This is a genomic window from Actinomadura meridiana, assembly GCF_039537545.1.
Classification (GTDB): domain Bacteria; phylum Actinomycetota; class Actinomycetes; order Streptosporangiales; family Streptosporangiaceae; genus Spirillospora; species Spirillospora meridiana.
In genome coordinates, this window is the sequence record NZ_BAABAS010000020.1 from 433,680 (window position 1) to 446,591 (window position 12,912).

At 68.9% G+C, this 12,912-nt stretch carries 13 protein-coding genes and 1 riboswitch; of the genes, 6 read left to right on the plus strand and 7 right to left on the minus strand.

What is annotated here, in order from left to right; all coding sequences use genetic code 11:
- Positions 1-187: 187 nt before the first annotated feature.
- A complete protein-coding gene (locus tag ABD808_RS28020; RefSeq protein ID WP_344902531.1) occupies positions 188-1,402 on the minus strand; it encodes an MFS transporter in 1,215 nt (404 codons plus the stop codon).
- 73 nt (positions 1,403-1,475) lie between these two features.
- Between ABD808_RS28020 and ABD808_RS28025 the strand changes: the two genes are divergently transcribed.
- Positions 1,476-2,702: an arginine deiminase gene (locus tag ABD808_RS28025; protein ID WP_344902534.1), complete on the plus strand. Its 1,227-nt coding sequence runs from the start codon at positions 1,476-1,478 to the stop codon at positions 2,700-2,702.
- A gap of 164 nt (positions 2,703-2,866) precedes the next feature.
- Here ABD808_RS28025 and ABD808_RS28030 read toward each other — a convergent pair whose 3' ends face one another.
- From ABD808_RS28030 to ABD808_RS28045, 4 genes are all read right to left on the minus strand, one after another.
- Positions 2,867-3,412 (minus strand): ATP-binding protein, encoded by a 546-nt coding sequence (locus ABD808_RS28030; protein ID WP_344902537.1) that lies wholly within the window; start codon positions 3,410-3,412, stop codon positions 2,867-2,869.
- A gap of 412 nt (positions 3,413-3,824) precedes the next feature.
- Positions 3,825-5,888, minus strand: coding sequence for a sensor histidine kinase (locus ABD808_RS28035; protein WP_344902540.1), 2,064 nt, complete (start codon positions 5,886-5,888; stop codon positions 3,825-3,827).
- Between the two features lie 77 nt (positions 5,889-5,965).
- The gene (locus tag ABD808_RS28040) at positions 5,966-7,312 is read right to left on the minus strand and encodes a purine-cytosine permease family protein (protein WP_344902543.1); all 1,347 of its coding nucleotides are present in this window, start codon (positions 7,310-7,312) and stop codon (positions 5,966-5,968) included.
- A riboswitch (TPP riboswitch) is annotated at positions 7,305-7,421 on the minus strand. It overlaps the preceding gene by 8 nt.
- Positions 7,422-7,503: 82 nt before the next feature.
- Entirely contained in the window at positions 7,504-7,839 is a 336-nt protein-coding gene (locus ABD808_RS28045) for a rhodanese-like domain-containing protein (protein WP_344903522.1), read from the minus strand.
- Between the two features lie 46 nt (positions 7,840-7,885).
- On the opposite strand from ABD808_RS28045, the gene ABD808_RS28050 reads away from it, so the two are divergent.
- Positions 7,886-8,344, plus strand: coding sequence for an SSI family serine proteinase inhibitor (locus ABD808_RS28050; protein WP_344902546.1), 459 nt, complete (start codon positions 7,886-7,888; stop codon positions 8,342-8,344).
- 129 nt (positions 8,345-8,473) lie between these two features.
- Here ABD808_RS28050 and ABD808_RS28055 read toward each other — a convergent pair whose 3' ends face one another.
- Entirely contained in the window at positions 8,474-8,722 is a 249-nt protein-coding gene (locus ABD808_RS28055) for a hypothetical protein (protein WP_344902549.1), read from the minus strand.
- Entirely contained in the window at positions 8,709-8,969 is a 261-nt protein-coding gene (locus ABD808_RS28060; protein WP_344902552.1) for a hypothetical protein, read from the minus strand. The genes ABD808_RS28055 and ABD808_RS28060 overlap by 14 nt, the downstream gene beginning before the upstream one ends.
- Positions 8,970-9,093: 124 nt before the next feature.
- On the opposite strand from ABD808_RS28060, the gene ABD808_RS28065 reads away from it, so the two are divergent.
- The 4 genes from ABD808_RS28065 to ABD808_RS28080 all read left to right on the plus strand — a co-directional run bounded on the left by ABD808_RS28065 (position 9,094) and on the right by ABD808_RS28080 (position 12,909).
- Positions 9,094-9,900, plus strand: coding sequence for a GntR family transcriptional regulator (locus ABD808_RS28065; RefSeq protein ID WP_344902555.1), 807 nt, complete (start codon positions 9,094-9,096; stop codon positions 9,898-9,900).
- 135 nt (positions 9,901-10,035) lie between these two features.
- Positions 10,036-10,425: a RidA family protein gene (locus tag ABD808_RS28070; protein WP_344902558.1), complete on the plus strand. Its 390-nt coding sequence runs from the start codon at positions 10,036-10,038 to the stop codon at positions 10,423-10,425.
- A 299-nt stretch (positions 10,426-10,724) separates the two neighbouring features.
- Positions 10,725-11,867, plus strand: a complete 1,143-nt coding sequence (locus ABD808_RS28075) for a helix-turn-helix domain-containing protein (protein ID WP_344902561.1) — start codon at positions 10,725-10,727, stop codon at positions 11,865-11,867.
- 235 nt (positions 11,868-12,102) lie between these two features.
- A complete protein-coding gene (locus tag ABD808_RS28080) occupies positions 12,103-12,909 on the plus strand; it encodes a hypothetical protein (RefSeq protein WP_344902564.1) in 807 nt (268 codons plus the stop codon).
- The last annotated feature ends 3 nt before the right edge of the window (positions 12,910-12,912 follow it).

A 12,912-nucleotide genomic window follows, 5' to 3' on the forward strand; every position in this document is an offset into this window, starting at 1 on the left:
GACACCGCATCACGTTCTAGCGCTGCCGCCTCTCCGCTGGTTCTCCGAAGGGTGGGACGGAGAGGGGTCAGCTTCGCGCGCCGCCGACGGCCGCGAATGCCGATGCCGGGAGGGCAGTCGGAACCGCGCTCAGCAGGCTGAGGCCTGCGAGCGTCCGGGTGCCGACTGCCATGGTCATGCCCGAAGGCTACGTCTCGGATTCCACGGCGTCGATCGGTTTTTGACCTGCGGGAAGACGGAGCAGGAGCAGCCCGGCGGCGGCTCCCGTCAGTTGGAACGCGGCGATCGCCAGGATGAGGCCGGTGGCCCCGATGGCGTCGGCGGACGCGGCCGTGAGGGCGGCGCCCAGCGCCGAGGCGCCGATCTTGAGGCTGCCCGCCGTGGTGTTGACCTGGCCGAGCCGGTCGGGGGGCGCCTCGCGCTGGCGGAGCATCAGCGTGGCGGCGAACACCGGGCCCTCGCAGACGCCCGCCACGACGAACGCGGCCGTCGCCCAGGCCGTGGTCGGTGTCACGGCGAGCGCGGCGAGGGAGGCGCCGAACGCGACGAGCCCGACGAGCATCACGGGTTCGGCGTGCTTGGGCGCCAGCCAGCGGCTCGACGCCAGGGAGCCGATCAGGGAGCCGACCGCCATCGCGACGAGGAGACGTCCGCCCGCGCTCGGCGCCGCGCCGATGTGCTCGGCCAGGAGCACCGCCGTGACCGCGACGCCGCCGAAGCCCATCCACGCGAGGGTGGTCGCCACCGTGAGCGCGCGCAGCACGCGGCCCTCGCCCAGGACGACCAGCCCGCCCGTGATCATCGAGGCGAGGCCCGCCTTCGGCGCGGCGGGTCCGTCCGGGCCGGGGAAGGGCAGCAGCGGGAGCGTCAGGACGCCGAGCAGCCCGACCGCGACGACGGCGGTACCGGCGTACTGGCCGCCCGCGAGGGCCGCGAGTCCCGCGGCGAGGCCGGGGCCCGCGATGCCCGCGAGGTTGTAGCTGGACGCCTCAAGCCCGTACGCGCGGGACAGCCGCGCCGGGGACACGAACCGGGGCAGCAGGCTCGTCAGCGCCACCACGATCGGTTCGGTGCAGCCGATCACCGCCGCGACGCACAACGCCAGGACCAGCGGGGAGCGTCCGGCCGTGACGAGGAGGAGCCCGGTGGCGGCGGCGTATCCGACGGCCAGCGGGACGGCGATGCGGCGTGGACGTCCCACCCGGTCCAGCAGGTTCCCGAGGACGGGCCCACTCACCACGTACGGGAGCGTCATCGCGGTCTGGAGGTACCCGGCGGTGGCGGCGTCCCCGGTGCGCGCCTGGACGGTCAGCACCAGCGCCGTCGCGACCCCTTCGGCGGACACCCGCAGCAACGTCGCCGACGTGAGGTGCAGCGGCAGCGCCGCCGATCTGCCGGGCACCCCTCTCATGGTTGCACAGGGCATGGTGGCACAGGCCGGGGCCCGGATGATCACACGACCTAGACTGCGGAGGGTGAACGAACATCGGGTGACCAGCGAGGTGGGGCGGCTCCGGACGGTCCTTCTGCACCGTCCCGGCGCGGAGTTGAAGCGGCTCACCCCGCGCAACAGCGACAAGTTGTTGTTCGACGCGATCCCGTGGGCGGGCCGGGCGCAGGAGGAGCACGACGCCTTCGCGGAAGCGCTGCGGTCACGCGGCGTCGAGGTCCTCTACGTGGTGGAGCTTCTCCAGGACGCCCTGGAGTACGAGCCCGCCCGCGAGCAGGCCATCGCGGACGCCGTCGTGGACCTGCGGCTCGGCGACCAGCTCCGCCGGGTCGTCGAGTCGTACCTGCGCGACCTCGATCCCGAGCGGCTCGCGCACGCGCTGATCGCGGGCCTGGCGCACGAGGAGCTGAAGGCGGGCCACGGCCTCGTCTACCGCCTCATGGACCGCCTGGACTTCATCATCGACCCGCTGCCCGGCCTGTTGTTCACCCGCGACAACAGCACGTGGATCGGCGACCGGGTGGCGGTGACGAGCCTCGCCATGGAGGCCCGGCGGCGGGAGGCGGACCTGCTCGGCCTCGTCTACGCGCACCATCCGCGTTTCGCCGGGATGCGGCCGATCTACGAGCCGACGCTCGAACACCTCGAAGGCGGCGACGTCCTGCTGCTGAGCCCCGGCGTGATCGCCGTCGGCACCGGGGAGCGGACGACCCCGGCGGGCGTGGAGCGGCTGGCCCGCCAGGTGACGGAGGCGGGGCTCGCACACACCGTCCTCGCGGTCCCGATCGCCCAGGAGCGCGCCACCATGCACCTGGACACGGTCTGCACCATGGTCGACGTCGACACGGTCGTGATGTATCCGCCGGTCGCGCATTCGTTGACGGCCTGGGCGGTCACGCTCGACGGCGGCGAACTGCGCGTCGCCGAGCCCCGGCCGTTCCTGGACGCCGCCGCCGAGGCGATGGGCCTGGACCGGCTCAAGGTGATCGACACCGGGCTCGATCCCGTCACCGCGGAGCGCGAGCAGTGGGACGACGGCAACAACACCCTCGCGGTGGCGCCCCGGCTCTGCGTCGCCTACGAGCGCAACATCGAGACGAACGCCCAACTGGAGGCGTCGGGCATCGAGGTCATCCGCATCACGGGCAGCGAGCTGGGCACCGGACGCGGCGGCCCGCGCTGCATGTCCTGCCCGCTTCTCCGCGACACCCCGGAACTCTGGAACACCGCGACACAGAACACCGGGACCTAGAACGCCGAGACACAGAACACGGGCGTACGGACATCAGGACATAGAACAGCTCGGGCGGTGTCGACGGGGGCACGACATCGCCCGAGCTGTCTGAGGACCATACAAGGTCTGCGGTGGTTCTTCCAGAGTGCGCCCCATAAACGGGGAATTTCCTGGGATTTCGGTCAGGCCGGGTAGGCGCGGCTGGGCGCGGTCGCGTTCCTGGTCCCGTCGCGGCGGTCGTCGTCAGGCTCGTCCAGCAGATCGGGGAAATCGGCCAGGTCAGGGATGGTGGCGGGTGCCACGGCGGGCGCCGACGCCCCGTTGGTGGCGGACGGTTTGAACGTGCGCAGGACGGCCCACACGGTCGTGGAGCCGTCTTCGTGACGGACGCCCCATCCGTCGGAGAGCGCCTCGACGATGCCGAGGCCGCGCCCGCCGAGCGAGGACAGCGTGCCGGGGCCACGGCGTGGCTCGGTCATGGCGCCGCCGTCACTGACCTCAAGCTCCAGCACGTCGCCGCGCCGCACCCAGCACACCCTGACCTGGCCGGACGGCAGCGGCCGCGCGTGGCGGAGGGCGTTGCTGAGCAGCTCGCTCACGATGACGCTCGCGTCGTCCACGATGTCCTCGTAGACGCCGGAGTCGACCAGCTCGGAGCTGAGGCGTTTACGGGCGACCGCGACGCTGGACGGTGCGTGTGGGAGCAGTACGACGCTCGACGCCCTCACCTCCCCGTGGTTTCTCGACTCGGACGGGACCCGTCGCCGCTCTTCCGGTACGTCCGAAATGCCCTGTTGGGCGGGACCGGAAACCCGACCGATTCACTTCGCCACCTCTACAACGAGTCACCGGCCATCCGGTCACGGTGATCACCTCTGGCTCTGAATCCCGGTCACGAACGGCAACCATCCAAGGATCTATCCAGCCAACGGCGGATTTACTCCTCGCGCGCGCGTTTCGTCCACCGCACCCCGTGGACACCGTACTTTCCCGCAGGAGTCAACCCCTACTCCGGTCGGAAGCCAACCCCGTCACCCGCCGAGATCACCGAAAGGCCTGGTCAAAACGGTCCTGGAAGGGCCCTGCGGACAGTCCTTCACCACTCTGGGTAATCGCGTTGGTCCATGAGCGCGAGGCCGTTCAGCGGGCCGCGAGCAGCACGAGGCGCATGCTGGTTCCGTGCCCCGCGTGGGCGCCACCTGCTGGTCCGCGCGCTTCCGCCGCACGCAACAGGACATTCGGGAGCCCTCCGGACGACTCCACCCGGCGAGCGTCATCCTGCCCCGGCGAGTCGCTGTGATATCTCTCACTTTTGTCGTGCCGGGCCGGATGGGCGGAGATCGACCCGCCCTGCGCCTCCGTGAGCCGCTTCACGATGTACAGCCCGAGCCCGATGCCGCCGAACCGCCTGCGGTCCCCGGCCTCCCCCTGGACGAACCGCTCGAAGATCCGCTCATGGTCGCCGTCGGGGATGCCGATGCCCTCGTCGGTCACCGTGACCACGATGCCGGAACCCTCCCGGACGGCGCGGACGCTGACCGTCCCGCCGTCCGGCGAGTACTTGAAGGCGTTCTCCAGCAGCTGCCCGAGGACGATGTCGGTCGCCATCGCGTCCCCTTGGCAGGACGGCAGATCAGGCGCGACCTCCAACTCGACCCGGTGCAGCGGCGACAGCGACCGGAAACCGGCCACCACGCCCTCCAGCACCCGCGTCAGGTCGAACGGCTCGATCGTCACGGCCAGCTCGTCCGCGCCCGCGCGGGAGCCGAGCAGCAGGTGCTCGACGAGCCGTCCGAGCGACTGGGCGCGTTCGGCGATCGTGGCGACGGCGGCGCGGCGGTCCACGTCGGACAGCTCGTCCCACCGGTTGACCAGCGTGGACGCGAACCCCTGCACGACCGTGATCGGCGTGCGCAGCTCGTGGCTGGTGGTGGCGAGGAACAGGTCCTTGGCCTCCTCCAGGGACTTCGCCTCCGACACGTCGCGGAAGTCGACGACCAGCTCGCCGGTCTCCTCGATCTCGGCGGCCAGCACGTTCAGCCACGTGCCCGACTCCAGCCGGAACGTCAGCATCTCGCCGAGCGCGGGCATGTCGAACGGCAGCGGCCGACCGAGCGCGTGCTCGGGCGCGATGCCGGTGAGGGTGTGCGCGGCGGGGTTCCACTGCCGGACGACGAGGTCGCGGTCGAGCACGGCGATCCCGTCCGCGCTGGAGTCGATCACCGCGCGCTCGTGCGCCCGCTGCCGGACGACCTCCGCGTACGCGACCGCGTTGCCGACCGCGACCCCGGCGTGCCCGGCGAGCAGCTCCAGCAGCTCCAGCTCGGTGTGCCCGATCTTGCGGCCGGAGAACAGCGCGTACAGCGCGCCGTACGGACGGTTCTGCAAGTACGACAGGCCGAGCGCGATCGAGTGCAGCCCGCGCAGCTCCGCCCAGATCAGGTCGCCGAGCCGCTGCTCTCCGGTGGCCAGCTTGACCGTCTTGCCCGATCTCAGCAGCTCGCCGACGAGGCTCGACCGCAGATCGGCGGACGTGCCGCGAATATGCTCGGGCAACCCGGACATGCTCACCAGCCGCAGCCGGTCGCCCTCGATCCGCACGAACCCGCCCGCGTCGGCGCCGGTCAGCTCGATCAGCGCGGCGGTGATCCGGTCGAGCACGACGGCGAGGTCCAGTTCGGCGTTCAGGTCGGCCACGATGTCGTTCAGCCGCCGGACGAGCCGGGCCCGCTCCGTCATGTGATGCTGCACGATCTCGTCCTCGTCCACCGGGTGGTACACGCTGACCCAGCCGAGCGGCGTCCCGGACGGGTCCTTCAGCAGGCTCGTGTCGATCCGGACGTCGATGAGGCGCCCGTCGCGATGGAACCGGCGGGTCGCGATCGAGATCTGACCGCCCTCGACCTCGCCTTTCCCGTTCCCGCCGCTTTGGACGTCCTCGCCGTTCTCGCCGCCGTTCTCGCCGTCGCCGCGCCGGGTGAGGAGCCGTTCCTGGACGGCGTTGTGCTCGGCCTTCAGCTCAGCGGGGACGATCGGGGGCACCCGTCCGACCATCTCCTCGGCGCTCCAACCGAACATCCGTTCGGCCGCGGGGTTCCACACGGTGACGCGGTGCCGCTGGTCCACGGCCACGATGGCGTCGGCGGCGCTCTCGATGACGGCGCGCGCGATCGGGTCATGGACGTGGTGATGCACGTCTGTCATCGTGCCACCGGACTCCCGGCCGCCGCCGGGCAACTTACGCCGAAAGTTTCCCCCTCCTGGCGGCCGACATAGAAACCTTACTTTCCAGTAAGTCTGCCGACGAGGAGCGCGGCGAGGCCCGCGGCGAGGAACGACAGCACCGACGCGCTCATCCAGGTGTGCGGGGCGAAGTGCAGAGCGTCCTGGACGTCCGCCCAGAAATCCGCCCACCAGCCGACGGTTCCGGGGTTGATGAGCTGGTACACCACGAACCCGGCGGCCCAGGCGGCGATCATGCCCCAGCGGGACGGCGCCGCACGTGACACATCCCACCCGTCCGCGCGGCGGCGCCGTCCGAGGAAGAAGTCGGCGGCCAGCACGCCGAGCATCGGCACGAACACCGAACCGATCAGTGACAGGAATCCGGCGTAGTCGCCAATGTCCAGGGCCAGCGCGAGGACCGTGACGAGGACGCCGAGCGCGACGCTCAGCACCCGGCGGTCGGCGCGCGGCACGAGGTTCTGGATCGACACGGCCGTCGAGTAGGTGTCGGCGAACGACTGGTCCGCCTCCCGCAACACGAAGATCGCGAAGAACACCACGCCGAGCGTGACGTTGAGGAAAGGATCGAACACCTTGGTCGTGTCGCCCGCCACGATCGCCAACGCCAGCAGCCCAAGGACGTACGCGACGATCTGCGTAACGGAATATCCAACGGCCGCCGCGCCGAACGCGGCCCGCTCCGTCCGGGAATGCCGGGTGTAGTCGGCGGCGACCGGGACCCAGGAGATCGACACCGCGAGCGCCGCGTCCGCCCCGAGCCAGAACCCGCCCCACGACCCATCGGTCAGATCGGGCAGCGGCTCGCGCAGCAGCTGGACGTAGAAGTACACCAGTGCGATCACCACGGCGACGGTCACGTACCGGCGCAGCAACCGCACCGATCCCAGCGGCCAGACGGTCAGGACCGTCGTGATCGCCCCGGCCGCGATCACGTAGCTCCAGCGCGGCACGCCGTCCCACAGCTCGCGCGCCGCATCCGCGATGACGATCAGCTCGAACGTGCCCCAGCCGACGAGTTGCGCGATGTTCAGCACGGTCGGCGCGTACGACAGCCGCGCCCCGAACAGGCCGCGCAGCAGCACCATCGCCGGTTGCCCGGTGCGCGCCCCCGGCACGGCGGCGAGGCCCAGCATCAGCCCGCCCAGGACCGTTCCCACCGCCATCGCGACGATGCCCGCCATGATCGGCAGCGTCGGCACGCCGTCCGCGTTCGGCGCGAGGACGGTGTACGCCCCGGAGAACGCGAGCAGGCTGACCCCGAGGTTCCCCCAGAAGGCGCTCTGATCCCAGAAACCAAGGATCTTCGCCGCGGGCTCGTCGAGCGTGAGCGGCGCCTCGTTGCGGGGACGCTCGTCCGAGCGCCGATCGACCTTGGACGTCACGGGACACGCTCCCTACGCCGGCATTACCCGGACAGGTTCATGCGGTCGGCGACGCCTCGAAGGTCGCCCTCTCAGCCCGGCTGTGGCCCGAGCTCCCGCGGGTATCGGTCGCGCCGATCGTACAACCGGTCGGCCGCCCTAAAAAGGGCATAGATCACTCAAACCGGAACTGATCACTGGAGCACCCGCCGTCAGGCGACGTACGGGGTCCCGTCACCCTCGGCCTCCATCGGACGACCCAGCTCGGCCCAGCCCTTCATGCCGCCGTCGACGTTCCTGGCCAGCCAGCCGGCCTGGTTGAGCGCCACCGTCACCTGCGCGGACCGCGCCCCGGACCGGCAGATCACGAAGACCTCCTGGTCGCGGGGGACCTCCGACGCCCGGTCGCCGAGCTGCCCCATGGGGATGTGGACCGCCGTGGGCGCGTGGCCCGCGTCCCACTCGTCCTGCTCCCGGACGTCCAGGAGGTATCCGTCCTGCGGAACCTCAGCGGCTCCCACCGCCGGCACGTCGTCCCCGAAATTCATCACACCCCCATGGAACCGCGCGAAGCACCCCTGCGTCGAATCACGCATGCGGTATCGGACGCTCCTGTTCGCGGCGCCCGGACTGGCCATGCTCCTGACCCTGGCTGGTTGCGGCGACGAACAGGCAAACGGAAATCCCGCCGGCGCGCCCCAGGGCACGACGTCCGTCAAGCCCTCCGCACCGGCGAACACGCTGACGATCAACGTAAGAGCCTCCAAGGAGGCACCCGCCAAGTCCTGGACCCTGAGCTGCGAGCCGCCGAGCGGCGACCATCCGAAGGCCGCCGCCGCCTGCGCGGCGCTCACCAAGGTCAAGGACCCCTTCAAACCCGTTCCCGAGAACCAGCCCTGCACCATGATCTACGGCGGCCCGGAGATCGCCACGGTCAAGGGCACCTGGCAGGGCAAGCCGATCGACACGAAGTTCACCCGTGACGACGGCTGCCAGCTGAACCGCTGGTCAAAGATCGGCCCGCTGTTCGGCAACGTCCCCAAGGTCCGCTGACCGAGCCATCCCCGTTCCGGCTCGCCTCACAACCCCGTCAGGCCCCGGCCCCGCCGGGGCCTGACCCGTCCCACCCCTGGTTCGGAACGCCAGCAAGGTTGGGCATGGATCGCCGTCAGTTGGAGTAGCTCACCACGGTGGCGGAGGGGCTGCACTTCGGACGCGGCGCCGGACGGCCATGATGGCCTCGCCTAACCGGTCCGGGGTCGCGCCCTCGACGAGGTAGGCCTCGTCCACCAGCGCCCACCACCCCCGCGTGAAGTACCCGAACCACACCACGCCCCCATACCGCGCCTCGATCCGCCGCGCCTCCGCGACCCGGATCGGGACGGGGTCGATTCGGGCCGTGTCGTCGGGCAGCCGGTCACAGGGCGCCACGGCTGACCGCCCGGATCCGCTCGGCGAGTTCCTCCGCCGTGTCCGCGTCGACAGACGCTTCCCTACTGAGGTCTTCGCGGTCGAGGGGCCCGCGCATAGCCCACCACCGGCCACGGTCGGAGTGGATGATGGACCAGCCTGGAAACTCCGCCTTGAGCCGGGCCTTGGTCCGGTCGAGGGGGGACGCTGCGGCCTTGATCCCCCCTGTAGGAGACTGGTCCGCGCGGCCGGACATGCCTGTACCCATGGGACACCCCTCGACGTGAAGGACTTTAGGGGGCCTAAAGTCGTCTCGGGGTGAGGCTAGAACGCCCAGGCCACGCGAGCAATAGGGGCCCTAAAGTTCGCCAGCGAAAACCGGAGTCGATCACGTGGATCTAAGGACATTGCGGGACATCTCCGCCATCGCCGACCCGATCGAGCGTGCACGGGCGATCAGCCGCACCATGACCGAGCAGCAGGGCCTCACCGAGGAGGCCGCTCGGATCCGCCGCGGCGCGATCGCTGAGGCCCGCGAGGCCGGTCACACGCTGGAGGACATCGCCAAGGTGCTCGGCGTCACACCCGGCCGTGTCTCGCAGATGCGGAAAGGGCCGGTGGCCAAGGCCCCGGCCGCACCGGTCAGCCAGGCGCCCTCGGTGATCGTCCAGCGTGCCCTGCCCACGGATCCCGCCACCCGCGGCTCGGCGTCCCTGTTCCTGACCGAGGCCGAGCGGCAGGGCATCACGCCCGGCCGCCGGATGCTGTACATCGGCAACGAGCCCGCGACCGAACACGTGGCGGCATGCCTGCGCGTCGACCCCGGCGACGACGTCCTCGCCCGCCGCAAGATGATGACGGCCAACGACGTGCCCGTCCGCGTCGCCACCTCCTACTTCCGTGCCGACCTGTTCACCGGGACGAGGATCGCCGAGCCGGAGTTCGTCCGACCTTCCCTCCAAGCCGCGATCGTCGCGCTCGGCTACGCCTTCGGGCATGCGGAAGAGACGCTCACCTCGCGCCCGGCGACCCTCTTCGAGGCCGAAACGCTCCAGCTCGACCCCGGCGAATGGGTCGTCCAGGTGCTGCGCGCCTCCTACTCGACCGAGGGCACGCCGATCCACACCCTGGAGACGATCTGCGCCGCGACGCGGCACATCTTCACCATCGGCCAGGTCGGCGGCCTCGACGAGTTCTGACCCCGACGACGTACGGATCTAGATCCAGGTCGCGCAGCCTTCGATCTCGCTCGCCGTCGTCGCCGTGCGACGGGTGGGTGAGAGCGTCGTGGGTCTGCGATCATGGGCGCCTCCCCATCGCTTGCGAGGAGCGCGATGACCCTCTCGATCGACTCCGTGGATCCCGCCGAACTGCCGGAATCGTCACCCGCCTATGCCCACGCCGCGCTGGTTCGAGGTGCGGAGCGGACCCTGTTCATCAGTGGTCAGCCGCCCTGGACCATCGAGGGCGACGTTCCCGCCGACTTCGACGGGCAGTGCCGCCTTGCCTGGGAGAACGTGCGGGCCGTGCTGGCCGCCGCGGACATGACCGTGGAGAACCTCGCCAAGGTCACCGTGTACCTGTCCGACCGGCGGCACCGCGAGGCGAACAGCCGGATCCGGCACGAGGTCCTCGGGGACCACCGGCCGGCGATCACGATCATCATCACCGGCATCTACGACGAGTCGTGGCTGCTGGAGATCGAGGCCGTCGCGGTGGGCTGACCTTTCACTTCAGCAGGCGGGCATCTCTGGCCGGTCATCCCGTGGACGCGCGGGCCGGTCTTCTTCCCTCCCTTGGGGTCTACGCAAACGCGCCGCCGCGTCCCACAGCGTGGCTATGACTGAGACGACTGCCCGCGCGTAGCCCGCCTTCAACCCACACAAAGCGCATGTTGTCCGTCACAGGCAAGTGACGCTCCGGGGATAACTTGCCTGGATCCTGCACTTGCCTCGATGAAGAAAGTTGGCGTCATGGGCAAGTTTACCCGGAAGCTTGGTGTTCTCTCTGCCATGATGACCTGGTGGAACCCTTGGCGGAGCCCGATGCCCTGACCCCAGACTCACTCCTTGAGCAGGGGCTGGCGGTCCTGCGTGACCTGCTCGGCCCCGACTGGAAGGTCACCGTCCAGCCAGCCTCGCAGGAGGTCAGAAGCACGAGGCGACGCCTCGATGTCATGATCCAAGTAAAGGCAGACGGCGACAGCGTCTTCACGCAGGTGATGGTCGATCTGAGAAGTAGAGTTTCCCCCCGCCTCGTGGACGAGCAACTGCTCCCCAAGTTGGAGTTGCTGCGGCAAGTGAGCAACTACACGAACCTTCTGGTGATCGCCCCTTGGATCACACCACGCGTCCGACGGCTCTTGCAGGACTACAACATCGGATACATTGACCTCACCGGCAACGTGTCTCTGCGTGTCTCCAGGCCTGCCATCGCCATCTACGCCCAGGGCACGAGCCGTGCTCCGCGTTCGAGGGCCACCAGAAGCAGCAGGACGACATTGGCTGGGGCCAAGGCTGCTCGGCTTGTACGGATCTTGACCGACGTCACCCCGCCCTACAGAGCCACGGATCTCGCTAGGGTGACTGGGCTCAGCTTGCCCTATGTTTCTCGACTTGTAGAAGCCCTAGAGGAGCAACGACTGATCCGGCGCGATGGCCGGGTTATCACTCAAGTGGACTGGCCTGATCTCCTGCGCCTTCGCGCTGAGCACTACGACCTGCTGCGGCACAACTCCTACGTCGGCATGGTAGCCCCGAACGGCATCGACGCGGTACTCAAGGCGCTACCCGCCATGCTAACGGAACACAGCGAATGGATAGCCCTTACTGGTTCATATGCCGCGCGCGCGGTGGCGCCCTTGGCCGTGGGGGGACAGCTGATGCTCTATCATCCCGCCAGTGCGCCGCGTCTGCCTGACGAGATTGGAGACGAACTCGGCCTGTTGCGCGTCGACAAAGGGGCCGATGTGCTTCTGCTGCGAGCCCACGACCCGGTGGTCTTCGAACGGACCGTGGACCGTGGCGGGGTGCGCCACGTGGCTTTGAGTCAGATCGTTCTGGACTGCCTATCTGGCCCCGGAAGAATGCCCGCAGAGGGCGAAGCTGTCCTTAGCTACATGCAGGGCAATACGAAAGAGTGGCGTGCGGACCGTCTGCCTACTTAATCAGGGCCGTCTACCCTATGATCTACCTTTGGGAATCAAGACTCGGCGAAAGCTCGCCAAGGCTTGCTCAGTCTCGACCACGTGGTGACCATGCCTCAGTCACGGGGCTGCGCCGATACCGAACCCCGAGGCCAAGCGCAACCCATGGCAAGATCCGTGTCCGGAAAGGGAGTTAGTCATCTCCGCAGTCCCTGAAGGCGTTGACCGAGATCACCTAGTCGTCGCCGCACGGCGCGTGCTCCTCGACGGACTTACCGCCCTGCGTCCACATCTGGAGGCACTCACCGTCGTCGGGGCCCAGGCTGTCTACCTACGCACGCCTGACGCCACCATGCGCAACGCCCCATTTACTTCTGACGCCGACCTGAGCATCGACCCGGCCCTGCTGGGTGATCACCCACAGCTGGACGAAGCGCTACGGGCGGCCGGATTTGACCTTATGCAGGCCAGCCAACCGGGCCTATGGGTGCGTACCGAGCGTGTCGGTGACAAGAGAATTCCGATCGAATTAGACATCCTTGTCGGTAAAGATCTCGCGGATAATATTGGTAGCAGAAGCGCCAAGATTCCTCCGCACGGCAAGATGACCGCACGTTGGGTCGCCGGACTGGAGGTTTGTGCCGTCGACTGCGGACCAATGGCCATCCGGAGCCTCGATCCAGCAGACACGCGCAGCATCACCGCCAAGGTCGCGGGGCCCGCTGCCCTGTTGGTAGCCAAATCTTACAAGATCGGCGAGCGGCTTGCCCGGGTCAGCACTCACCCAGATCGCCTCACCAACAAGGATGCGGGCGACGTCTATCGCATCATGGCCACCGTCCCTGCCCAGCAAGTGGCTGCGACCTTCAATTCCCTCATCCAGGACCTGCGCGTGAGCAGTGTCACCGAAAATGGAATCACATTGCTTCGAGATCTATTCGGTGGCGCACGGACGCCCGGCGTAGATCTCGCCGTCGCAGCCCATAAAGGCGACATCCCGGAAGACACGATTCGGACTGTGGCTCCCGCATACATCAACCGATTGACGGCAGAGTTGCGTTAGCTG

Excerpts from the sequence above, each read along its gene's own strand:
- ABD808_RS28035 (WP_344902540.1), bottom strand. The coding sequence starts at position 5,888 with ATGACAGACGTGCATCACCACGTCCATGACCCGATCGCGCGCGCCGTC.
- ABD808_RS28045 (WP_344903522.1), bottom strand. The coding sequence starts at position 7,839 with ATGAATTTCGGGGACGACGTGCCGGCGGTGGGAGCCGCTGAGGTTCCG.
- ABD808_RS28050 (WP_344902546.1), top strand. The coding sequence starts at position 7,886 with ATGCGGTATCGGACGCTCCTGTTCGCGGCGCCCGGACTGGCCATGCTC.
- ABD808_RS28060 (WP_344902552.1), bottom strand. The coding sequence starts at position 8,969 with ATGGGTACAGGCATGTCCGGCCGCGCGGACCAGTCTCCTACAGGGGGG.
- ABD808_RS28070 (WP_344902558.1), top strand. The coding sequence starts at position 10,036 with ATGACCCTCTCGATCGACTCCGTGGATCCCGCCGAACTGCCGGAATCG.